Annotated in this window: 16 protein-coding genes, 2 rRNA genes and 1 pseudogene; 7 read left to right on the top strand and 12 right to left on the bottom strand. The window is 66.6% G+C overall.

The genetic code is table 11. The annotated features are described in order from the left end of the window. Nucleotides 1–8: 8 nt before the first annotated feature. A complete protein-coding gene (glgP, locus tag KXC42_RS08050) occupies nt 9–2,585 on the bottom strand; it encodes an alpha-glucan family phosphorylase (RefSeq protein ID WP_024100507.1) in 2,577 nt (858 codons plus the stop codon). 486 nt (nt 2,586–3,071) lie between these two features. Between glgP and KXC42_RS08045 the strand changes: the two genes are divergently transcribed. The 3 genes from KXC42_RS08045 to KXC42_RS08035 are packed head-to-tail and all read left to right on the top strand — an operon-like array spanning nt 3,072 to nt 8,774. Then, a complete protein-coding gene (locus KXC42_RS08045) occupies nt 3,072–5,090 on the top strand; it encodes a maltotransferase domain-containing protein (protein ID WP_024100506.1) in 2,019 nt (672 codons plus the stop codon). After that, nucleotides 5,087–7,297, top strand: a complete 2,211-nt coding sequence (glgB, locus tag KXC42_RS08040; RefSeq protein ID WP_373922184.1) for a 1,4-alpha-glucan branching protein GlgB — start codon at nt 5,087–5,089, stop codon at nt 7,295–7,297. Before KXC42_RS08045 ends, glgB begins: the two co-directional genes overlap by 4 nt. A 28-nt stretch (nt 7,298–7,325) precedes the next feature. After that, entirely contained in the window at nt 7,326–8,774 is a 1,449-nt protein-coding gene (locus KXC42_RS08035) for a neutral zinc metallopeptidase (protein ID WP_019288979.1), read from the top strand. A gap of 58 nt (nt 8,775–8,832) precedes the next feature. On the opposite strand, the gene KXC42_RS08030 is transcribed toward KXC42_RS08035, so the two are convergent. The 3 genes from KXC42_RS08030 to KXC42_RS08020 form a co-directional block, all read right to left on the bottom strand. Continuing rightward, a complete protein-coding gene (locus KXC42_RS08030; RefSeq protein WP_019288978.1) occupies nt 8,833–9,723 on the bottom strand; it encodes a tetratricopeptide repeat protein in 891 nt (296 codons plus the stop codon). A 115-nt stretch (nt 9,724–9,838) separates the two neighbouring features. Then, nucleotides 9,839–10,198: a DUF3817 domain-containing protein gene (locus KXC42_RS08025; RefSeq protein WP_006554730.1), complete on the bottom strand. Its 360-nt coding sequence runs from the start codon at nt 10,196–10,198 to the stop codon at nt 9,839–9,841. 105 nt (nt 10,199–10,303) lie between these two features. Next, nucleotides 10,304–11,494 (bottom strand): acetyl-CoA C-acetyltransferase, encoded by a 1,191-nt coding sequence (locus tag KXC42_RS08020; protein WP_219130142.1) that lies wholly within the window; start codon nt 11,492–11,494, stop codon nt 10,304–10,306. A 104-nt stretch (nt 11,495–11,598) separates the two neighbouring features. On the opposite strand from KXC42_RS08020, the gene mce reads away from it, so the two are divergent. From mce to KXC42_RS08005, 3 genes and pseudogenes are all read left to right on the top strand, one after another. Then, nucleotides 11,599–12,084, top strand: coding sequence for a methylmalonyl-CoA epimerase (gene mce / locus KXC42_RS08015; RefSeq protein ID WP_033096419.1), 486 nt, complete (start codon nt 11,599–11,601; stop codon nt 12,082–12,084). 83 nt (nt 12,085–12,167) lie between these two features. Continuing rightward, nucleotides 12,168–13,412 (top strand): hypothetical protein, encoded by a 1,245-nt coding sequence (locus KXC42_RS08010; protein ID WP_219130141.1) that lies wholly within the window; start codon nt 12,168–12,170, stop codon nt 13,410–13,412. A 71-nt stretch (nt 13,413–13,483) separates the two neighbouring features. Then, nucleotides 13,484–13,978: pseudogene (locus tag KXC42_RS08005) on the top strand (MerR family transcriptional regulator); the annotation flags it as partial. A 402-nt stretch (nt 13,979–14,380) separates the two neighbouring features. Here the strand turns inward: KXC42_RS08005 and KXC42_RS27125 are convergent. Continuing rightward, entirely contained in the window at nt 14,381–14,704 is a 324-nt protein-coding gene (locus KXC42_RS27125; RefSeq protein WP_033096417.1) for a hypothetical protein, read from the bottom strand. A 2-nt stretch (nt 14,705–14,706) separates the two neighbouring features. Further along, nucleotides 14,707–15,381, bottom strand: a complete 675-nt coding sequence (gene nucS / locus KXC42_RS07995) for an endonuclease NucS (protein ID WP_006554723.1) — start codon at nt 15,379–15,381, stop codon at nt 14,707–14,709. A 42-nt stretch (nt 15,382–15,423) separates the two neighbouring features. On the opposite strand from nucS, the gene KXC42_RS07990 reads away from it, so the two are divergent. Beyond that, a complete protein-coding gene (locus KXC42_RS07990) occupies nt 15,424–16,971 on the top strand; it encodes an adenylate/guanylate cyclase domain-containing protein (RefSeq protein ID WP_039586830.1) in 1,548 nt (515 codons plus the stop codon). Nucleotides 16,972–16,980: 9 nt separating this feature from the next. On the opposite strand, the gene ehuA is transcribed toward KXC42_RS07990, so the two are convergent. From ehuA to KXC42_RS07960, 6 genes are all read right to left on the bottom strand, one after another. Beyond that, complete coding sequence (gene ehuA, locus KXC42_RS07985) at nt 16,981–17,745, bottom strand: ectoine/hydroxyectoine ABC transporter ATP-binding protein EhuA (protein ID WP_024100498.1); 765 nt, start codon at nt 17,743–17,745, stop codon at nt 16,981–16,983. 61 nt (nt 17,746–17,806) lie between these two features. Then, nucleotides 17,807–18,451, bottom strand: a complete 645-nt coding sequence (gene ehuD / locus KXC42_RS07980) for an ectoine/hydroxyectoine ABC transporter permease subunit EhuD (protein ID WP_219130140.1) — start codon at nt 18,449–18,451, stop codon at nt 17,807–17,809. Beyond that, nucleotides 18,448–19,182, bottom strand: a complete 735-nt coding sequence (gene ehuC / locus KXC42_RS07975) for an ectoine/hydroxyectoine ABC transporter permease subunit EhuC (RefSeq protein ID WP_006554719.1) — start codon at nt 19,180–19,182, stop codon at nt 18,448–18,450. The genes ehuD and ehuC overlap by 4 nt, the downstream gene beginning before the upstream one ends. A gap of 16 nt (nt 19,183–19,198) precedes the next feature. Next, on the bottom strand, nt 19,199–20,092 hold the full coding sequence (gene ehuB, locus KXC42_RS07970; RefSeq protein ID WP_006554718.1) for an ectoine/hydroxyectoine ABC transporter substrate-binding protein EhuB: 894 nt from the start codon (nt 20,090–20,092) through the stop codon (nt 19,199–19,201). Nucleotides 20,093–20,398: 306 nt separating this feature from the next. Then, a 5S ribosomal RNA gene (rrf, locus tag KXC42_RS07965) occupies nt 20,399–20,515 on the bottom strand. Nucleotides 20,516–20,624: 109 nt separating this feature from the next. Beyond that, nucleotides 20,625–23,760: ribosomal RNA gene (locus tag KXC42_RS07960) — 23S ribosomal RNA — on the bottom strand. Between the last annotated feature and the right edge of the window lie 150 nt (nt 23,761–23,910).

Genomic DNA, 23,910 nt, shown 5'->3' with positions numbered 1-23,910 from the left:
CTGATCTCCTACGGGAGCGCGACCATGCCGAGTTCGGCGGGTGAGGCGAGCAGCCCGTGCCTGGGCAGCACCCGCACCGTGTAGCCGACGGCGCCGGCGAGCGGCAGCGGCACGGTCGCGGTGAACTCCTCTCCCAGCGGGTCGGTACCGATGTGCTGCATCGGCACGGTGACGGGGTCGCCGATCGTGTCGTCGGAGCCCACGCGCCCGACCACGGCCTGCACCTCGACATCTTCCGGTGTCAGGTCGCCGAGTTGGACGTGCGCGGTCAGCCCCAGCGGCAGGCCGATCTGCGGCACGTCCGGGATCGGCGTCGAATCGACCTGCGCGACACGCACTCCCGGCCACGCCGCCTCGATGCGGTGCCGGTAGTCGGCCAGCGCCCGCGCACCCGCGTAGTCGTCGGCGGTCACCTTCGAGGCTGCCGCGGCCGCGGGGATGTAGTAGTCGACGGCGTAATCGCGCACCATGCGCGAGGCGAGCACCTTCGGGCCGAGATCCTCGAGCGTGTGGCGCACCATCTCGATCCAGCGGGCCGGCACACCGTCGGAGTCGCGGTCGTAGAAGCGCGGCAGCACCGAGCGTTCGAGCAACTCGTACAGCGCGGCGGCCTCGAGATCGTCGCGGCGGGTGTCGTCGACCCCGTCGGCGGTGGGGATGGCCCAGCCGTTCTCGCCGTCGAACATCTCGTCCCACCATCCGTCGCGGATGGACAGGTTGAGACCGCCGTTGAGAGCCGACTTCATGCCCGACGTACCGCACGCCTCGAGCGGGCGCAGCGGGTTGTTCAGCCACACATCACAACCCCAGTACAGATAGCGGGCCATCGACATGTCGTAGTTGGGCAGGAAGACGATTCGGTGCCGCACGTCGTACTCGTCGGCGAACCGCACGACCTGCTGGATGAGCGCCTTGCCGGCGTCGTCGGCGGGGTGGCTCTTGCCGGCGACGACGAGCTGCACGGGCCGTTCGTCGTCGAGCAGCAGGGCGCGCAGCCGTTCGGGGTCGCGCAGCATCAGGGTGAGGCGCTTGTAGGTGGGCACGCGCCGCGCGAACCCGACGGTGAGGACGTTCGGATCGAAGACCGACTCGATCCAGCCCAGTTCGGCCTCGGTGGCGCCGCGTTCGAGCCACGACTCGCGCAGCCGGCGACGCACCTCGGCGACGAGCTGGGCGCGCAGCGCGTTCCGGGTGGACCACAGTTCCTTGCGGTCGATGGTCTGGAGCAGTTCCCAGCCGCGGGCCTCCTCGACGCGGTCGGGTCCGGCGAGGCGGTTGGCGAGCGCGATCCATTCGCGCGCGGCCCAGGTGGGGGCGTGCACACCGTTGGTGACCGAGCCGATGGGCACTTCGGCGGCGTCGAATCCGGGCCATAGTCCTTCGAACATGCCGCGGCTGACCTCGCCGTGCAGCTTCGACACACCGTTGCAGCGCTGGCCGAGGCGCAGACCGAGATGTGCCATGTTGAACACGTTCGGGTTGCTCTCGCGTCCGAGCGCGAGGATGCGGTCGACGGTGAGGCCGGGCAACAGTGCCGACTCGTTCTCGCCGTTGGTGCCCGAGAAGTAGTGGCGCACGAGATCGATCGGGAAGCGGTCGATACCCGCGGGCACGGGGGTGTGGGTGGTGAAGACCGTGCCGGCCCGCACGGCGGCGAGCGCTTCGTCGAAGTCGAGTCCGGCGCCGGTGACGAGTTCGCGGATGCGTTCGGCGCCGAGGAAGCCCGCGTGTCCCTCGTTCATGTGGAAGACATCGGGGTCGGGCAGGCCGTGGATGCGCGTGTAGGCGCGCACCGCGCGGACACCGCCGACGCCGGCGAGGATCTCCTGCTTGATGCGGTGGTCCTGGTCGCCGCCGTAGAGGCGGTCGGTGACCCCGCACAGCTCCTCGTCGTTGGACGGGATGTCGGAGTCGAGCAGCAGCAGCGGGACGCGCCCGACCTGGGCGATCCAGATTCGCGCGTCGAGTGTGCGCCCGCCCGGCACGGCGACCTGCACGAGCGCGGCGGTGCCGTCGGCCTCGGTGAGCAGTCGCAGCGGCAGGCCCTGCGGGTCGTAGGAGGGGTAGTGCTCCATCTGCCATCCGTCGGCGCTGAGCGACTGCCGGAAGTAGCCGGACCGGTATAGCAGGCCGACGCCGATGAGCGGCAGGCCGAGATCGGAGGCGGCCTTGAGGTGGTCGCCGGCAAGGATTCCGAGGCCGCCGGAGTAGTTCGGCAGCACCTCGGTGACACCGAACTCCATGGAGAAGTAGGCGATGCCGGCGGGCAGTGTCGTGCCGCGCTCCTGCTGTTCCTGGAACCAGCGGGGGCGGGTGAGATAGTGCTCGAGGTCGGCGGCAGCGGCGTCGAGCCGGGCGAGGAAGTCGCCGTCCTCGGCGAGCGCATCGAGTCGGGCCGGCGGCACCTCGCCGAGCAGTCGGACAGGGTCATTGCTGCACCGGCGCCACAGGTCCGGGTCGACCGATTCGAACAGGTCCTGGGTCTGCGGGTGCCACGACCATCTGAGGTTGGCCGTCAGGGCTCCCAGCGCAGCCAGCCGCTCGGGAAGATGGGCTCGTACGGTGAACCGGCGCAGTGCTTTCACGGGGTGCACACTACCGACCGACCGAGCTTCGTGACGGCCGGGCGGCGGATCTCATGTGCCCGGATCCATGCCGGTCGCGGACAGGATCGCCCGGCACCCGGAGAGGGCCACACCGCGGGGCCTTCTCTCCTGCGGCCGACCTCCCGTCGGCCGGTGGACTCAGAGTCCGCCGAGGAGCAGGTGCAGCAGGTCTCCGACGACTCCGATCAGCCCGGCAACCAGACCCATGTGTTCTTCCCTTCGTCGTGCCTCCGAGGAGGCTGTTGTCGTCTTGCAGAACAAACAGTAGGGAGCGGGGTGTTGCCGTCCGGTCAATTGAAGTGAATGGTGAGTTACAGATAATTTCGCCGCTGCAGAGGGGATCCTTCGCGGGTCCCGCCGCATGCACAGCCGCGCGGCGCGACCTCCATTACGGTGGTTCGAGACACGGTCGTTGCCCCCATCGGCCCTGCTCGTCCACCCGGACCCGCACGGAACGGAGCTAGCGTGACAGGTCGGCTCGCCATCGACGACGTACAACCCTCCATCGACGGAGGGCGTTATCCGACGAAGGCGGTCGTCGGGGAGGTGGTGCCGGTCTCCGCCGTGGTGTGGCGCGAGGGCCACGACGCGATCGCCGCGACACTCGCCGTTCGAGGACCGGCCGACGATCCCGAATCCGCCGGCAGGCTGGTGCGGATCCCGATGGTTCCGGGCACCGAACCCGACACCTTCCACGCCACCTTCTCCCCCACGAGCGTCGGTGCGTGGACCTACCGGGTCGAGGCGTGGAGCGACCCGGTGGCGACCTGGCGGCACGCGGTCACCGCGAAGACCGACGCCGGGCAGGACGCCGCCGAACTCGCGAACGACCTCGAGGTCGGCGCACGGATCTTCGAGAAGGCCGCGAAAGGCGCACCGCGCGGCAACCGTCCCGCTCTCCTCGCGGTCGCTGCGTCCCTGCGCTCCGACCGTCCGCTGGCCGAGCGCATCGCCCCGGCCTTCGCCCCCGACGTCACCGAGATCCTCCGCGCCCATCCGCTCCGCGAGCTGATCACGCGTGGAAAGGCGTTCACGGCGTTCGCCGATCGTCGCCGCGCGCTGTTCGGCTCCTGGTACGAGTTCTTTCCCCGGTCCACCGGAGGCTGGTACGAGGACGGAACCCCGCGGCACGGCACCTTCGCCACGGCCGCCGCAGATCTGCCGCGCATCGCGGCGATGGGCTTCGACGTCGTCTACCTCCCCCCGATCCATCCGATCGGCAAGGTCAACCGCAAGGGACCGAACAACACCCTCGTCGCCGGCCCGGACGACGTCGGGTCGCCCTGGGCGATCGGTTCCGACGAGGGCGGCCACGACGCCATCCACCCCGAACTCGGCACCGAGCAGGACTTCCGCGATTTCGTCGCCCGCGCGAAGGAACTCGAGCTCGAGGTCGCCCTCGATCTCGCCCTGCAGTGCGCCCCCGACCACCCGTGGGCGCGTGAGCATCCGGAATGGTTCACCGTGCTGCCCGACGGCACGATCGCGTATGCGGAGAACCCGCCCAAGAAGTACCAGGACATCTATCCGATCAACTTCGACGACGACCCCGAGGGCATCTACGCCGAGGTCCTGCGCGTGGTCCGGCACTGGATCCGGTTGGGCGTCGACATCTTCCGCGTCGACAATCCGCACACCAAGCCCCCGAACTTCTGGGAGCAGCTCATCGCCGAGATCAAGCGCACCGATCCCGACGTGCTGTTCCTGTCGGAGGCGTTCACCCGGCCCGCCCGCATGTATGGGCTCGCGCGACGCGGATTCACGCAGTCCTACACGTATTTCACGTGGCGGGTCGCGAAATGGGAGCTCACCGAGTTCGGTACCGAGATCGCCGCGAAGGCCGACGAGGCCAGGCCGAACCTGTTCGTCAACACCCCCGACATCCTGCACGAGACCCTGCAGCACGGCGGACCGGGCATGTTCGCGCTGCGCGCGGCGCTCGCCGCCACCCTGGCTCCCTCGTGGGGCGTGTACTCGGGGTACGAACTGTTCGAGCACCTCGCGGTGCGGCCGGGCAGCGAGGAGTACCTCGACTCGGAGAAGTACCAGTTGCGGCCGCGCCGATACGACGAGGCACGCCGGCGCGGCGAGTCGCTCGAACCGTGGCTGACCACCCTCAACCGCATCCGGCGCGCGCATCCGGCGTTGCAGCAACTGCGCAACATCGCCTTCCACCACGTCGACAACGACGCGCTCATCGCCTACTCGAAGTTCGATCCGTCCACCGGGGACTGCGTCCTCACGGTGATCAACCTCAACCCCTATGGGGCCGAACAGGGCACGGTCTGGCTCGACATGCCGGCGATCGGACACGATTGGCACGACCACTTCCCTGTTTACGACGAGGTGAGTGGGGAACAGTACTCGTGGGGACAGGCCAACTACGTGCGCCTCGAGCCGTGGCGGGCGGTGGCGCACATCCTGGTCCTGCCCCCGATCGGCATCCCCACCCGCACAACGCTCGCCTACAGGAGGCAGTCGTGACCGTGCCGCCCCAGACGCCGGGCGCCGATGTTCCGCGCCGGCGCCACAGCCCGCGACCGGAGGACCTCGACCTGCTCGCCGCCGGTGAGCACCACGATCCGCACGCGGTGCTCGGGGCTCATTCGCATCCGGAGGGGACGGTCATCCGGGCACTGCGCCCCGGGGCCGAGAAGGTCGCCGCCCGGATCGGTGGTCGCGACCATCCGCTCGAACCCGTGGGCGAGGACGTCTTCAGCGCCCTGATCCCGGTCTTCGATCTCGCCGACTACCGGCTCGTGGTGACCTACCCGTTCGATCACGTCGAGGTCGTCGCGGACGGTTACCGTTTCATGCCGACGCTGGGCGAGCTCGACCGTCACCTGCTGAGCGAGGGCCGGCACGAACGGCTGTGGGAGGTGCTCGGCGCCCATCCGCGGACCTATGAGACCCCGGACGGCCCGGTGACGGGCACGTCCTTCGCTGTGTGGGCACCGGGCGCACGCGGGGTCACCGTCGTCGGCGACTTCGACGGCTGGGGTGGACGCACCGCCCCGATGCGGGTGCTCGGCTCGAGCGGTGTCTGGGAGGTCTTCGTTCCCGGTGTCGAACCGGGCGCGCTGTACAAGTACCGGGTGCACGGCCGCGACGGATCCGTCCGCGACAAGGCCGACCCGATGGCGTTCGCCACCGAGGTGCCCCCCGCGACCGCGTCGAGGGTCACGGAGAGTCGCTACACCTGGAACGACGACGACTGGGTCGCGACCCGCGAGAAAGCGCAGCCCTGGCAGGAACCGATGGCGGTCTACGAGGTGCACCTCGGTTCGTGGCGCCCGGGCCTGAACTACGTCGAACTCGCCGATCAGCTCGCCGAGTACATCCTCGAGACCGGTTTCACGCACGTCGAGCTGCTGCCGGTCGCCGAGCATCCCTTCGGCGGGTCGTGGGGTTACCAGGTCACCTCCTACTACGCTCCCACCTCCCGGTTCGGCACTCCCGACGAGTTCCGCGCGTTCGTCGACCGTCTCCACGCCGCCGGGATCGGCGTGATCATGGACTGGGTGCCCGCCCACTTCCCGAAGGACGAGTGGGCGCTCGCGCGCTTCGACGGCAGCCCCCAGTACGAACATCCCGATCCGCGCCGCGGCGAACAGCTGGACTGGGGCACCTACGTCTTCGACTACGGCCGGCCCGAGGTGCGGAACTTCCTCGTTGCCAACGCCCTGTACTGGATCGAGGAGTTCCACATCGACGGTCTGCGCGTCGACGCCGTGGCCTCGATGTTGTACCTCGACTACTCGCGCCCCGAGGGCGGCTGGACGCCGAATATCTACGGCGGGCGCGAGAACCTCGAGGCCGTTGAGTTCCTGCAGGAACTCAACGCCACCGTCCACAAGCACTATCCGGGGATCGTGACGGTCGCGGAGGAGTCGACCTCCTGGCCGGGCGTGACCCGCTCGACGAACGTCGGTGGGCTCGGCTTCAGCATGAAGTGGAACATGGGCTGGATGCACGACACCCTCGGCTATCTCGGCCGCGATCCCGTGCACCGCACCTACCACCACCACGAGATCACGTTCTCGCTCGTGTACGCGTGGAGCGAGAACTTCGTACTCCCCATCAGCCACGACGAGGTCGTCCACGGCAAGGGCACGCTGTGGACGCGACTGCCGGGCGACGACGCCACACGCGCCGCCGGCCTGCGCTCGATGCTCGCCTACATGTGGGCCCATCCCGGCAAGCAGTTGCTGTTCATGGGCCAGGAGTTCGGGCAGGTCGCCGAGTGGTCCGAAGAACGCGGCCTCGACTGGTGGCAGCTCGACGAACCGCTCCACGCCGGTATCCACCGGCTGGTGTGCGATCTCAACGGCATCTACCGCTCGCACCCGGCGCTCTACACGCTCGACACCACGCCCGGCGGATACTCGTGGATCGACGCCAACGATGCGCACAACAACGTCCTGTCGTTCCTGCGCTACGGCAGCGACGGCTCGGTGGTCGCGTGCCTGCACAACTTTTCGGGCACCACCTACGCCGACTATCGTGTCGGATTGCCCGAACCGGGCACGTGGGAGGAAGTCCTCAACACGGACGCGACCGCCTACCAGGGCAACGGAGCGGGCAACTTCGGCGCCGTGGAGGCGGACGAACATTCGTGGCACGGGCGTCCCGCCTCGGCTCGGGTGACCTTGCCTGCGCACGGCGCCATCTGGTTGTCGTTGCGGAGGTGACGCTGCCCGACGACAGGAGCACAACGACATGCGACGGACGCACCGGTTCGCGCGACTGGTGGTGCCCGCACTGACCGTCGTCCTGCTGGCGGGATGCGCCCAGCGGATCGAAGGAACGGCGGTGTCGATCTACGACAACCCCTTCACCGTGGCGGGGCTGCCCGTCACCTCCGGGGCGTCGGGTCCACGCAGCGGGGTGCCCGATGCGGACATCGAGATCGAGAACACCGACGGCGGTCCCGTCGACGTCCTGGCCGGCAACGCGATCGCCGACATCGAGGAGTATTGGCGTCAGGAGTTCGCGTCGGTCGCCCGGGGCACCTTCCGCCCGGTCGAGACGATCGTGTCGTGGGATCCGTCCGAGCGCCGGGGTCCGCGTTTCTGCGGCAAACCCACCTACGACTTCATCAACGCGGCCTACTGCAGCGGGGGTGACGAGATCGGATGGGACCGCACCTACCTGATGCCGCAGCTCATCGACAGCTTCGGGCCGATGGCCGCGGTGACGGTCCTCGCCCACGAGTACGGGCACGCCGTCCAGCACACGGCGGGGCTGGTCGCCGAGGACGATCCCGGCATCGTGTTCGAGCAGCAGGCCGACTGTTTCGCCGGTGCGTTCATGCGGCACGTCGCGGAGGGCCGGTCGACGCACTTCCAGCTCGACACCTCCGACGGGCTGAACAACGTGCTCGCGTCGATGGTGCTCTTCCGCGACGCCGATCCGAACGACCCCGACTCGATCCACGGCTCGGCCTTCGAACGCGTGACGGCCGTGCAGATCGGATTCACCGACGGGGCCGGCTCATGTGCACGCATCGACGCCGCCGAGATCGAGTCGCGCCGCGCCGACCTGCCGCAGTACTACAACTCCGCAGACGACGGCGAACTGCCGGTCACCGACGAGTCGGTCGAGGCGATCTTCGAGTCGTTCCACCAGGTCTTCGACCTGGACGCCCTGCCGCAACTCGATCTGTCGGGCGCCGACCTCGGGTGCTCGGACGCCCGGGCCACCTCACCGGTGTCGTACTGCCCCGCGACGAACACCGTGGGCGTCGACATGGAGGCACTGAGCGAGCGCGGTACGGCCGCCCCGCCGGGAAGCGGCTTCGATCCCGGTGTCCGCGGCGACTACAACGCCTACGTGCTCGTCGCCTCCCGCTACGCTCTCGCGGTGCAGAAGGAGGCCGGTCAGTCGCTCACCGAGCCGCGCACGGCGCTGCGGGCGGCGTGCCTGTCGGGGGTCATCAGTGCCGCGCTGAGCCCGGACAGCACCCTCGCCTCGAACGTCGACCCGAGCCAGGTGCTGGTGTGGCTGTCCCCCGGCGACCTCGACGAGGCGGTCTCGGGCCTGCTCACCGACGGTCTGGCCGCGAGCGACGTCAACGGCAACACGGTGCCGAGCGGGTTCGCGCGGGTGGATGCCTTCCGCACCGGCGTCCTCGGCGGCGAGGCGGGCTGCACCGGCCGTTACCGCTGAGACGACACCGGCCGCCCACCACGAGTGGTGAGCGGCCGGTCCGGCGGATGCGTAGGGATCAGTAGAGGGCCATCGCGAGCTTGCGGCGCGACGACACCACGACCGGATCCGCGGCATCGAACAGTTCGAACAGTTCGAGGAGCCGGGTGCGTGCCGCGGTGCGTTCGTCCCCGGCGCTGCGACGCACGAACTCGATGAGACGACCGAAGGCCGCCTCCGGCTGCTGCGCGAACAGTTCGGCGTCGGCCGCGGTGAACTGGGCTTCGAGGTCGTTCGGAGCGGCATCGGCGCGCTCGATCGCATCCTCGGGAATCTTGCTCGCGCGGGCCAGGAAACGCACCTGGCGCAGCGCGGCCTGCGCCTCGGTGTTGTTCGGCTCGGAGTTCAGGACGAGCTGGTAGGCCGCCTCGGCGCCCTCGAAGTCGCCGTTCTCGAGTGCCTGCTCGGCAGCCTCGAAACGCGGGTCGGCGGGCTGTTCCTCCGGCTCGGCGCCGGGCGGGCCCGACAGCTTGCCTGCGACGGCGTTCCGGATGGCGTCGAGCCACTGACGCAGCGCGGGCTCGGGCTGCACGCCCTGGAAGTCGGCGAGCGGCTGGCCGGCCGCGATCGCGACGACCGTGGGCACCGACTGGACGCCGAAGGCCTGGGCGATCCGCGGGTTCGCGTCGACGTCGACCTTCGCAAGGACCCACGCACCGTTTGCCTCGTTCGCGAGCTTCTCGAGAACGGGTGAGAGCTGCTTGCACGGTTCGCACCAGGTCGCCCACAGGTCGACGATCACGGGCACCTGCATCGACCGCTGCAGCACCTCGGTCTCGAACGTCGCTTCGGTGACGTCCACGATCGGGGCGATGGCACCGGGTGCGGCGCCGTCGCCACCGGACGGAGGCGGAGGCGGCGGCGCGGAGGCCCTCTCCTTGAGCGGTGAGAGATCCACCGCGCCGGACATCGCCGCGGCGACGGCGGCAGAACGTGCTGGACGGGAACCGGGTCGAGTCACGTCCACCATTTTGTCACGAGTGGTCCGAATCGTGCTGCGCGGACCGGGGGACGTCGCCGTGAGGTCAGACGGTCGCGGTGGCGTCCTCGCGGGTGGCGGGAGCGGACAGCTCTCCGAGGCGACCGGTGCGCACGGCCCAGCGCTCGAAGACGATCGTGCCGAACGGGGGCACGCTCGAGACGAGGGCGAGGAAGGTCGTCTTGAGATCCCACTTCAGCGACCACGCCGTGAGGAGCGCGATGAGCACGAACGGGATGAAGCCGGCCACGCCGTGCACCATGCCCGGGATCGCGATGGCCTCTTCGTAGCCGAGCACCCACTTGAAGAACATGGCGATCAGGAGGGCGAGCCAGGTCACCGCTTCCCAGATCGCGATCAGCCGGAATCGTTTCGCGGGCGTGGACACGTCGAGGATGTTGGTCATGCGGCCATTGTGCCGAAAGGCCTACGACAAGCCGTAGTTCAGTGAGAGACATCACGGCCCCGGCATGCTTGCGCCGGGGCCGTGATCATGCTCTCGGGAAGAGGGTCAGTTCTTGGGCACCCGCACGATGAGCGCGTCGCCCTGGCCGCCACCACCGCACAGGGCGGCAGCGCCGACGCCACCGCCGCGGCGCTTCAGCTCGAGCGCCAGGTGCAGCACGATGCGCGCACCCGACATGCCGAGCGGGTGGCCGAGCGCGATCGCACCGCCGTTGACGTTCACCTTCGCCGGATCGATGCCCAGCTCACGGGCCGAGACGATGCCGACGGCGGCGAACGCCTCGTTGATCTCGACGAGGTCGAGGTCCTTCGGGTCGACGCCCTCGCGCTCGCAGGCCTTGGCGATCGCCCGGGCCGGCTGCGACTGCAGGGTCGAGTCCGGTCCGGCGACGACGCCGTGACGGCCGATCTCGGCGATCCAGCTCAGCCCGAGCTCGGTGGCCTTGGCCTTGCTCATCACGACGACCGCGGCGGCACCGTCGGAGATCTGCGAGGCCGACCCGGCGGTGACGGTGCCGTCCTTCGAGAAGGCCGGACGCAGCGAGCCGAGCGACTCGGTGGTGGTCTCCGGGCGGATGCCCTCGTCGGCGGCGAAGACGATCGGGTCGCCCTTGCGCTGCTTGATCGACACCGGCACGACCTCGTCCTCGAACAGGCCGTCCTTCCAGGCACGGGCAGCGTTCTGGTGCGAGGCGGCGGCGAAGGCGTCCTGCTCCTCGCGGGAGACGAAGCGGTCGCCGGAGTTGGCCGACTCGGTGAGGTTGCCCATCGCCTGGTCGGTGAAGATGTCGTGCAGGCCGTCGTAGGCCATGTGGTCGCGCAGGGTCACGTCGCCGTACTTGAAGCCGGCGCGGGACTTCTCGAGCATGTGCGGGGCCTGGCTCATCGACTCCTGGCCGCCGGCGACGACGACGTCGAACTCGCCCGCGCGGATCAGCTGGTCGGCCATCGCGATCGCGTTGATGCCCGACAGACACACCTTGTTGATGGTCAGCGCCGGGACGTCCATCGGGATGCCGGCGGCGACGGCCGCCTGACGGGCCGGGATCTGGCCGGCGCCGGCGGTGAGCACCTGGCCCATGATGACGTATTCGACCTGCTCAGGAGCCACACCGGCGCGCTCGAGCGCACCGGAGATCGCCACGCCACCGAGATCCGATCCGGAGAAATCCTTGAGCGAGCCCTGAAGACGCCCCATGGGCGTACGGGCTCCGGCGACGATGACAGAACTGCTCACGGGACATTCCTCCGAAAGATCGGCATGTGATCGGAAAACTCCACTCGGATATCCACCTGAATCCCGATAGGAGTGCACTCAACGGTACCGCTACCGTCTAGAGCATGACCGAGACCTCTCCCACATCCGCTCCGGCGGCGTCCGTTCTCGCTTCCGGACTCGTCACCGCCATCGATCACGTCGGCATCGCAGTGCCCGACCTCGATGCCGCTCTCACCTGGTACGCCGAGAACCTCGGTCTCGTGTCCACCCACGAGGAAGTCAACGAGGAGCAGGGCGTGCGCGAGGCGATGCTGGCCGTTCCGGGGACCTTCGAAGGGTCCACCATGATCCAGCTGCTCGCCCCGCTGAACGAGAAATCCACGATCGCGAAGTTCATCGACCGCAATGGCCCGGGTCTGCAGCAGCTTGCCTACCGCGTCTCCGACATCGATGCCGTCTCCACTGCGCTTCGTGAGCGCGGCGTCCGCTTGCTGTACGACGCACCCCGTCGCGGCACCGCCGATTCGCGCATCAACTTTTTGCATCCGAAGGACGCGGGCGGCGTCCTCGTCGAGCTCGTCGAGCCGGCTGCACATCCCGCTCACTGACGGCCGTTCCGGTGCGCTCCCGAAGACGGATGGGGCGGGAGCGCATCCGGGTCGTACCCGCAGGGACCGGGTAGATTGTCTCCATGGTCTTCGATCGTGATCGCGCACCCAGCCACCTGCCGTTCTCCATCGTGCGGAAGGGATTCGACCGCGACGAGGTGACCAACTACTTCGCCCGGTTCGAGGCCGAGCTGCGCGTGACTGCCACCGACCGCGACGCCGCCGCCGCGCAGGCCCGCGATCTGGCCCGTCAGCTCGAGAACGCCCGCAACGAGATCGACGAACTCCGCAAGGACGTCGACCGTCTGTCGGTGCCGCCCACCACCGCCGAGGGCATGAGCGACCGCATCTCCCGGATGCTGCGTCTCGCCTCCGACGAGGCCTCCGAGCTGCGGGCCCGCGCCGAGGCCGACGCCGCCGAGATGATCTCGCTGGCGGAGCAGGAGGGCATCCGCCTCCGGGGAGACTACGAGAAGAAGCTCGCCGAACTCGAGGACACCCGCGTCGCCTTCGCGGCCGAGCACGAGCGGACGATGACTGCGGCCCGCGCCGAGGCCGAGCGGATCGTGGCTGCTGCCCGCGCCGAGGCCGAGCGACTCGACGCCGAGGCCGAGGCCAAGCGCGAGCAGGTGCAGCAGGACTTCGAGATCACGATGTCCGAGCGTCGCACGAAGCTGCTCGGAGCCCTCGACGAACTCGAACGGACGAGTAAGGCCGAAGCCGAGCGCCGCATCGAGGAAGCCACGCAGGAAGCCGAACGACGGCTCGCCCGCGCCACCGAACAGTCCGAGCGGAAGGTTGCCAACGCGCGCGACCTCACCGAGGAGCTCCGCGTGCTGCGCGGACGCATCCTCGGCCAGCTCGACGCCGTTCGCGAGCAGCTCGACGACGTCCCCACGCTGCTCGCGGGCATCAACCGCGAGGGCGAACTGCTCGACCGGGAGATCTCCCTCGACGAGCCCCGCACGACCGTCCTCGGTACGGCGCGCGACAACAAGCAGGGGGGCGACAAGCAGAGTTCGGACGACGAGAGCCCGACGGAGCCGGCATCCACCGAGGCCGACGCGAAGGCGGACAAGACCACGCCGCTGCCGCAGACCGACAAGACCACGCCCATGCCGCAGGCCGACCGGACGGTGCGGATCCCGAAGAGCGATGCCCCCGGCTCGGCTTCCGGCCCGAACTCGGCCGGGGAGCCGAACACCGGCGGGCAGGGATCGCAGTCCACTCCGCGTACGCCGAACGCCTCGGCACCGCATCGCTCGCCCTCGGTCGGTTCCGGTGTGCAGGGCCGCTCCCCCGCCGTGGCCAGCAAGGTCCGCAACTGACGGTCGCCGGCCGTCGGGCTTGACCTTCGAGTCGGTCGAAGCTCCATGATGGGCCGGTGACCGACCCGGAGATGATGTCGATCGGCGTGTTCGCCGAACTCGTCGGACTGACCGCGAGCGCATTGCGGTTCTACGACGACGCCGGCATGCTGCGCCCCGCGCAGGTCGATCCGTCGACGGGATACCGGTTCTACAGCCGATCCCAGGTCCCGCGTGCGTGCCGGCTGCGGCAGTTGCGGGAGATCGGGATGCCGCTGCCCGCCATCAGCGAGTTCTTCGCCGCCGACGCGGACGAGGCCGCGCGGTTGCTCGACGACCACGTCGTCGGGATGACCATGGAGGCCGAGAAGCTCCGACGGGCCGCCGAGACCCTCGCGGCGTCCCTGCGGGCCGAATCACGTCGCGTGGTCTGCACGGTGCCGGGACCCGTCCTCGCCGGCGCCGTCGATCAGGTCTCGGCCTCCACCGGTCACGACCCCGACATCCCGGTACTGAACGGCGTGCACATGGAAACCGGATCCGGCTGCGTGAGGCTGACCGCCACAGACCGGTACCGGCTCGCCACCCGGACGCTCGCGCACTACCTCGCCGACCTGTACGACGATCCCGCCGAGTCCCTGGTCTGGGATGTCCGCGCCCTCGACGCTGCCGATGCCCTCACCGACGAGCGCGCCCGGGAACACCACGAATCTCTCCGCGTCGCGGGCTTCTATCCGAGCCTGCACCTGAACCTGGCCGACGACTTCCGTCGTCTCGGGTCGTTCCGGGCAGCCACGGAACATCTCGACCGCGCGCAGGACCACCTGTCCGCGCTCCCCGACGATCCCTACGGCGACACCATCCGTACGGCCGTCCACGAGATGCGTCGGGCGATCACCGACCGCGACACCGCACAGCGAGCATCTGCGCCGGGCACCGCCCGCTGGGGGGTGCGCTCCGACCGGCGTGCAGCGACCGGTGCGTGGTGGCTAGGACCAGCGTCGCGTGGGCCGACGGGTCCCGCGTCCTGCCCAGCATCCGCTGTGCCAGTGCCGCCGGTCCTCCGCACCGCCGAGCGCATCGGTCGGCCACGCGACGACATGGGGTGTTCCCGGCGCGATCTCGTGATCGCATCCCGGACACCGGTACGGCTTGGTGGCACGCGAACCCGGCACGGTGCGCACGGTGAAGCGTTCCCCGTCGGCCCCCGCGGGACCGTTCTCGGTGCGCACCGTCGCCCCGAAGTAGGTCGGGGATTCGTCGGCCGCCCCGCCGCGCTTGCGGCCGGTGCGGGATCTGTTGCGGCGCGGCACGATCAGAACAATCTGAACTCGGTGCTCTCGGTACCCCGCAGCGCCTCGTAGTCGAGCACGAGGCAGCGGATGCCGCGGTCCGTGGCCAGCGTCCGCGCCTGCGGCTTGATCTGCTGGGCCGCGAACACGCCACTGACGGGTGCGAGCAGCGGGTCCCGGTTGAGCAGTTCGAGATAACGGGTGAGCTGCTCCACGCCGTCGATCTCGCCGCGGCGCTTCACCTCCACGGCGACGGTCGCTCCGTCGGCATCACGGCACAACAGGTCCACGGGTCCGATCGCCGTGGGGTATTCGCGCCGGATCAGGGTGAAGCCCGTCCCGAGGGTCTCGACGTGCTCGGCGAGAAGTTCCTGCAGGTGCGCCTCGACACCGTCCTTGATCAGACCGGGGTCGACACCGAGTTCGTGGCTCGAATCGTGGTCGATCTCTTCGAGAGTGATGCGCAGCTGCTCGCCTGCCTTGTTGGTGACCACCCACAGGGCCTCGGCGTCCTCGACGGACTCCTCCTCGAGCCAGCAGGGTGGGCTCATCCAGTTCAGGGGCTTGTAGGCACGGTCGTCGGCGTGGACACTTACCGAACCGTCGGATTTGACGAGGAGGAGACGTCGGGCCGTCGGCAGATGAGCCGTCAGGCGTCCGATGTAGTCCACACGGCAACGGGCAATCACAAGACGCACACAGCCACCCTAGAGGATCCACTCGACTAGTCTCGAACGACCATGCCCGCACGCAGTCACCGCACGGCCCCGCTCGGATCGGCCATCCTGGGAGAGCCTGCCGAACCGATCCGACGGCAACGCATCAGGATCCAGACCCTGTTGACGTTCTCCCTGATCGGTACGCATCTCGTCGGTGCCCTGATCGTGGCCGCTCTCATCAACGTCGTGATCCCGGGCCCGTCCGTACTGACCGCCGACTTCCTCGTCATCACCGCGATCCTCGCTCCTGTCTACGTGGTCTCGGCCGTCGTGGTCGGATCGGTGCTCGGTACCCGGGCGACCCTCCGCAGGCTGCGGTGGGCGCTGGAGAACCGGCCGCCCACCCCGCAGGAACAGCGGATCGCGTTGCGGATGCCCTGGCGTACCACCCTCCAGCAGGGAGCACTGTGGTTCATCGGGTTGATCCTGTTCACCGTCGGGTTCGGGGTCATCGACCCGCAGACGATCCCGAAGGTCGCGCTGACCATCACCCTGGCCGGTGTCACGGTGTGCGGATTCGCGTACATGTTCACCGATTTCGCGCTGCGCCCCATCGCGGCGCGCGCGCTCGAGGTCGGGACGCCTCGTCGCCCGCGCCTGGCCGGCACCACCGGACGCGTGATGCTCGCGTGGGCCCTGGGCAGCGCGGTGCCCGTTGTCGGTCTGCTGTTCATCGCGGTGTTCAGCTTCATCCGTCCCGTCACATCGACGCGCCTGGCGATCACGATCCTCGCCATCGGCGGACTCGGTCTGCTCACCGGCTCGCTGCTGATGTTCCTCACGATCCGGTCGACGATCGCGCCGATCGAATCGGTGCGCGCCGGGATGCAGCGCATCGCGTCGGGCGATTTCGATACCGCGGTCGTCGTCTACGACGGAACCGAATTGGGGCAGCTGCAGACGGGGTTCAACCGGATGGCCGAAGGCCTGCGCGAACGCGAGAAACTGCGCGACGTGTTCGGCCGCCATGTCGGACGGGAGGTCGCGGCTGCGGCGCTGGCCAATCCCGGTGTCCTCGGCGGTGAGGAGCGGGATGTCGCGGTGTTGTTCGTCGACATCGTCGGGTCCACCGCGTTGGCCGCGAGTCGCCCGCCGACCGAGGTGGTGGCGCTGCTCAACCGCTTCTTCGCGGTCGTCGTCGAAGAGGTCCACGCGGCCGAAGGATTCGTCAACAAGTTCGAGGGCGACGCGGCGCTCGCGATCTTCGGCGCGCCGGTCGCCCTCGACAACCCCGCCGGCTCCGCGCTCGGCGCCGCGAGGAGGATGGCGCGACGTCTCGCCGACGAAGTGCCGGAGTGTCGCGCGGGCATCGGGGTCACGGCAGGTCGTGCGGTCGCCGGGAACATCGGCGCGCAGGAACGCTTCGAGTACACCGTGATCGGCGATCCGGTCAACGAAGCAGCGAGGCTGTCGGATCTCGCGAAGACCGTTCCGGGTTACGTCGCGGCGTCGGCCCGCACCGTGCAGCTCGCCCCCGAGGACGAACGCGCACGGTGGGAACTGGGTGAGGAGATCACCCTGCGCGGTCGTTCCGAGCCGACGCGCCTGGCGATTCCGCGCGCGGACTGACGGCAGGCCTCACTCCCCCGCCAGCACCGCGTCGAGGAACTTGCGGGTGCGTTCCTCCCGGGGGCTGGTGAAGATGCGCTCGGGCGGCCCCTCCTCCACGATGCGACCCCGATCGAACATCAGCACTCGATCGGAGACGTCGCGGGCGAAGTGCATCTCGTGCGTCACGATCAGCATCGTGATGTCGGTCGTCTCGGCGATCGTCCGCAGCACGTCCAGCACATCGGCGACGAGTTCGGGGTCGAGGGCCGAGGTCACCTCGTCGAGCAGCAGGATCTCCGGATCCATCGCGAGGGCACGGGCGATCGCGACCCGCTGCTGCTGACCACCCGACAGTTGCGTGGGGTGGGCGGTCTCCTTGTCGGACAGACCGACCATCGCGAGCAGCTCCCGCGCACGGTCGCGTGCCTCGGCCTTACTGCGACCGAGGACGTGGACCGGAGCCTCGGTGAGGTTCTCCATCACGTTCATGTTGGGGAAGAGGTTGAACTGCTGGAAGACCATGCCGATGCTGCGGCGCATCGTCCTCAGGTAGCGCTCGGAGGCCGGGACGAGACGCGTCCCCTTGCGTTCGTGGCTGAGTGGTTCGCCCTTGACCCACACCACACCGTCGTCGATCTTCTCGAGGGTCATGAGCAGGCGCAGGATGGTCGTCTTGCCCGAACCGCTCGGACCGATCAACGTGACCCGTTCCCCCGGGGCGACGGTGAAGTCCAAGTGGTCGAGTACTACGTGGTCGCCGAATCTCTTGACCACGGAGTCGAAACGGATCATGGATCCATCGGAGCTGGCGGCGGGAAGCGAGTCGCCGTCGGCACCGGCTTCCTTGTGCATCTCAATAGGCAAGGCGACGCTCCAATCGGCGGACGAGCAACGACGTCGGGTAGCTGGCGATGAGGAAGATCAGGCCGGCCAGCGTGAGCGGCTCGAGGTACTGAAAGTTGCGCGCACCGAACTGCTGGGCCGCGGTCACCATCTCCACGACGGAGATCGTGAAGAGGAACGGGGTGTCCTTGAACAGCGACACCGCGTAGTTGCCCAGCGCAGGCACGACACGGCGCACGGCCTGCGGCAGGATCACCGCACGCCACGTGCGCATGGGCGACAACGACAGGGCGCGGCACGCCTCCCATTGTCCCTTCGGCACCGCGTCGATGCCCGCCCGGTACACCTCGGCCATGTAGGTCGAGTAATGGATCCCCAGTACGGCGATGCCGATCTGCAGCGCACTGAACTGCGGGAGGAGGTAGTAGACGAAGAGCAGCTGCACCACGAGCGGGGTGAGCCGGATGAACTCGACGACGGCGGACAGCGCCGTCGCGAGCACCTTCGGCAACGAGCGACGGGCGACGGCCACGACCAGCCCGAGCACCGCGGCGACCACGAATCCGAGGACCGTGGCCAGCAGGGTGATCCGGAATCCTTCGAGCAGTACCGGAAGCGCGTCGGCCGCGCGTTGCCAACTCCAGTCGACGGTCATGAGCGTGCCCCCACCGGCTGATCGAAGACCGGGGCGAGCCCGAAGATCTCACGGAGCGTCGGACCGGTCCCGAGTCGGCTCTTCGCACGCACCTCGAGCGCATTCATCAGCAGCGTCAGCAGATAGCCGAGCACGAAGTACAGCACCAACCCCACACCGAACGCGAAGATGGTATCGCCACTGCCTCTACGGAGCTGCTCGATCTGGAACGTGAGATCCTGCAGGAGGATGTAACTCGCCAGTGCTGTTCCCTTGAGCAGCTGGATGAGCAGATTGGTCAACGGCGGGATCATCTCGGCCCAGGCCTGCGGGAAGACCACCCGTCGCATGCGTTGCCAGTAGCCGAAATTCAGCGCTGTCGCCGCCTCGATTTGCGGCTTCGGCACCGAGGCGATCGCACCGCGCACCACCTCCGCTCCGTAGGCGCCGTAGTTGAGCGACAGCGCGAGGATCCCGCACACGATCGATTCGAGCCGGAACCCGAACAACGGCAGAACATAGAAGAACCAGAACAGTTGCACGAGAAGCGAAGTGCCGCGGAAGAACTCGATGAACACTCTCGCGCTGCCACGCAGGACGAGGTTCTTCGCGCCTGCCGCCAGCCCGAGGGCCACGGCGAGCAGGAACGCGAAGACCGCACTCCCCAGGGTCAATTCGACGGTGACGAGCAGACCGTCGAACAGTTGGGGGAAGGAGTTCCACAGCAGTTCGATCTTCGAACCGAAATCCATTACGACGCAGCCGAGATCAGGAAACGCCCTCGCAGAGCATCTCGGTCGTCAGCCCCGGATCGGGCATCTCGGCCTCCGTGAACCCGAAGTCGCCGACGATCGAAAGGTACTTCTGCGGGTCGGACGTGATCTTCGCCAGTTCCTCGTTGTAGGCGTCGCGCAGTTCGGTGTCCTCCTTGCGGAAGACCGTCCCGCCGGCGCCCACCTGAGGTACCCCGTCGATCTCCGCGACGAACGACTCGGTGACGTCGACGGGCGCACCCTCGTTGTTCTGCTTCATCCAGTTCAAGGAGATACCCGTCAGGGCGAAGACGTCGGCGCGTCCGTTGACGACGGCATCCATCCCGTCCTGGGGAGACGCCACCTGCATCGCGTCGATGCCGAGGGCGGACGCGTAGTCGGCTTCGATCGCGCCGGTCATGACGGCCATCCGGACGCCGCTCTCGGCGATCGACTGCATGTCGGCGAGTTGTTCCGGGTTGCCCTGCGGGACCATGAGTGCGGTGGTGTAGTTGAACTCCGGCTCGCTGAACAGTGCCTGTTCGCAACGCTGCGGGAGGATCGACATGCCGGCGCTGACCACGTCGAATCGTCCGGCCTGCAGGCCGGGAATGAGCGCACCGAAGTCGGTGGCCACACCTTCGACGTTGTCGATGCCGAGGTTCTTGAAGATCTCGCGGTGCAGAGCGACGGTGGCGCCGGTGAGTTCGCCGTCCTGCATGAAGCTGTAGGGTGCCTCGCCGGCGAACCCGACGGTGACGGTGCCTTCCTGCTGGAGCCGTTCGAGGGTCGAGCCCTCGGTGTCGGTGTCGACGCTCGTACATCCTGTGATGGCCGCGCCGATGAGTCCCAGTCCCGCGATCACCGCCGTGAACTTGCCGGCGGTACCCGTAGTCGATCGATTCGTCATCGTCTCGCCCCTCCTCGTCGTCGACGAGAACGCCCCCGACAGGCGCTCACACGCCGAACCCACACGAACCGTGCGATCGTGCATGAGCGGACGTTACCGACATAAGTAGGCATAGCCTGGAACAGGGCGTGTTTGTTACGAGGTCGTGATCGGCCGGGCGCCGGCGATGGAAAAGGGGCGCACCGTACCCGAGAACCGTTCGGAGCGTGAGTACTTTCCCCGTGAGATGGGATCATCCGACGGCCCGGAGAGAGCCCGGAGAACACGAAAGGGGACCCACAGTGTGGGTCCCCTTTCGGAACGGGTGTTCGGCGGTGTCCTACTCTCCCACACCCTGTCGAGTGCAGTACCATCGGCGCAGACAGGCTTAGCTTCCGGGTTCGGAATGGGACCGGGCGTTTCCCTGTCGCTATGACCGCCGTAACTCTATGAAACAATAGTCCACGCAGATTCCTCGAATCACCTGCTGCTGCAGGATTTTCGGATCTGTGTGTGTTGTTTCAGATACCGCACAGTGGACGCGTAACATCTTCGTGGTAAGTCCTCGGCCTATTAGTACCGGTCACCTCCACCCATTGCTGGGCTTCCAGTTCCGGCCTATCAACCCGGTGGTCTGCCGGGGGCCTTACCCCCCTCGAGGGGGTGAGAAACCTCATCTTGGAACAGGCTTCCCGCTTAGATGCTTTCAGCGGTTATCCCTTCCGAACGTAGCCAACCAGCCATGCCCCTGGCGGGACAACTGGCACACCAGAGGTTCGTCCGTCCCGGTCCTCTCGTACTAGGGACAGCCTTCCTCAAGTTTCTAACGCGCGCGGCGGATAGAGACCGAACTGTCTCACGACGTTCTAAACCCAGCTCGCGTGCCGCTTTAATGGGCGAACAGCCCAACCCTTGGGACCTACTCCAGCCCCAGGATGCGACGAGCCGACATCGAGGTGCCAAACCATCCCGTCGATATGGACTCTTGGGGAAGATCAGCCTGTTATCCCCGGGGTACCTTTTATCCGTTGAGCGACACCGCTTCCACATGCCGGTGCCGGATCACTAGTCCCGACTTTCGTCCCTGCTCGACCTGTCAGTCTCACAGTCAAGCTCCCTTGTGCACTTGCACTCGACACCTGATTGCCAACCAGGCTGAGGGAACCTTTGGGCGCCTCCGTTACATTTTGGGAGGCAACCGCCCCAGTTAAACTACCCACCAGGCACTGTCCCTGAACCAGATCATGGTCCGAGGTTAGAGGTCCAATACGATCAGAGTGGTATTTCAACAACGACTCCACCCATACTGGCGTATGAGCTTCACAGTCTCCCACCTATCCTACACAAACCGAACCGAACACCAATACCAAGCTATAGTGAAGGTCCCGGGGTCTTTTCGTCCTGCCGCGCGTAACGAGCATCTTTACTCGTAATGCAATTTCGCCGAGTCTGTGGTCGAGACAGCAGAGAAGTCGTTACGCCATTCGTGCAGGTCGGAACTTACCCGACAAGGAATTTCGCTACCTTAGGATGGTTATAGTTACCACCGCCGTTTACTGGGGCTTAAATTCTCAGCTTCGCGGATTGCTCCGCTAACCGGTCCTCTTAACCTTCCAGCACCGGGCAGGCGTCAGTCCGTATACATCGTCTTACGACTTCGCACGGACCTGTGTTTTTAGTAAACAGTCGCTTCTCTCTGGTCTCTGCGACCACCCCCAGCTCGGACCGCAAGGGCCGTCACCGAGCGTGGTCCCCCTTCTCCCGAAGTTACGGGGGCATTTTGCCGAGTTCCTTAACCACAGTTCTCTCGATCGCCTCGGTATTCTCTACCTGACCACCTGTGTCGGTTTGGGGTACGGGCCGTGTACCAACTCACTAGAGGCTTTTCTCGGCAGCATAGGATCACTGAATTCCCCTCAACGGGTACGCATCACCTCTCAGGCTGCATGAACGGCGGATTTGCCTACCATTCGCCCTACCGGCTTACACCAGGTACTCCATCACCTGGCCCAGCTACCTTCCTGCGTCACCCCATCGCTTGACTACTACAATCAGGGTCCCGTGCAGCCATCCCCACAGTTCCCGAAGGAACAGCGGAAACTTTTGGACGGTTAGCACAACTGATTCGCCATTGGGCGCGGATACACGGGTACGGGAATATCAACCCGTTGTCCATCGACTACGCCTGTCGGCCTCGCCTTAGGTCCCGACTCACCCTGGGCGGATTAACCTGGCCCAGGAACCCTTGGTCATCCGGCGGACGAGTTTCTCACTCGTCTTTCGCTACTCATGCCTGCATTCTCACTCGCGCAGCCTCCACACCTGGATCACTCCGGCGCTTCCACGGCTGCACGACGCTCCCCTACCCACCCACACCACTGCACACGTTCCCGCAGGAACGAATGGGTGTTGTGTGAGTGCCGCGGCTTCGGCGGTGTACTTGAGCCCCGCTACATTGTCGGCGCAGAACCACTTGACCAGTGAGCTATTACGCACTCTTTCAAGGGTGGCTGCTTCTAAGCCAACCTCCTGGTTGTCTCAGCGATCCCACATCCTTTTCCACTTAGTACACGCTTAGGGGCCTTAGCCGGCGATCTGGGCTGTTTCCCTCTCGACTACGAAGCTTATCCCCCGCAGTCTCACTGCCGCGCTCTCACTCACCGGCATTCGGAGTTTGGCTGATTTCGGTAAGCTTGTGGGCCCCCTAGACCATCCAGTAGCTCTACCTCCGGTGAGAAACACGCGACGCTGCACCTAAATGCATTTCGGGGAGAACCAGCTATCACGGAGTTTGATTGGCCTTTCACCCCTACCCACAACTCATCCCCTCAGTTTTCAACCTAAGTGGGTTCGGGCCTCCACGACGTCTTACCATCGCTTCACCCTGGCCATGGGTAGATCACTCCGCTTCGGGTCTAGAACATGCCACTACATGCGCCCTATTCGGACTCGCTTTCGCTACGACTACCCCACACGGGTTAACCTCGCGACATGCCACTAACTCGCAGGCTCATTCTTCAAAAGGCACGCCATCACCCACCACGAACTGAATCGTGCATCGGCTCTGACGGATTGTAAGCGCACGGTTTCAGGTACTATTTCACTCCCCTCCCGGGGTACTTTTCACCTTTCCCTCACGGTACTAGTCCGCTATCGGTCACCAGGGAGTATTCAGGCTTATCGGGTGGTCCCGACAGATTCACACCGGATTTCACGGGCCCGGTGCTACTCGGGTACTTTTCACGAGAGCCGGCAAGTTTTCGTCTACGGGATTCTCACCCTCTACGACAGGCCGTTCCAGACCACTTCGACTAACCAACCGGTTTTTTACTCTCGCCCGTCATGACAGTGACGGGAAGAAAAGCCCCACAACCCCACGGATGCAACGCCTGCCAGCTATCACACACCCATGGTTTAGCCTCATCCGCTTTCGCTCGCCACTACTCACGGAATCACATGTTGTTTTCTCTTCCTGTGGGTACTGAGATGTTTCACTTCCCCACGTTCCCTCCACACACCCTATATATTCAGATGCGGGTAACACGACATCACTCGTGCTGGGTTTCCCCATTCGGAAATCCTCGGATCACAGCTCGGTTGACAGCTCCCCGAGGCATATCGCAGCCTCCCACGTCCTTCATCGGCTCCTGGTGCCAAGGCATCCACCGTACGCTCATAAACACTTACAACAAAGATGCTCGCGTCCACTGTGCAGTTCTCAAACAACACACAACAACCCCTACCGCAAGAAAACTGATTTCCTTGTTTCGCGGATCATCGTCGCTGATCAAACACATTGCGTGTTCTCTCAGGACCCAACAGTGCACCGATATAACCAC

The organism is Rhodococcus sp. LW-XY12 (genome assembly GCF_019317345.1).
GTDB lineage: Bacteria > Actinomycetota > Actinomycetes > Mycobacteriales > Mycobacteriaceae > Rhodococcus > Rhodococcus pyridinivorans.
This window is presented reverse-complemented; position numbering and strand designations above follow the sequence as displayed.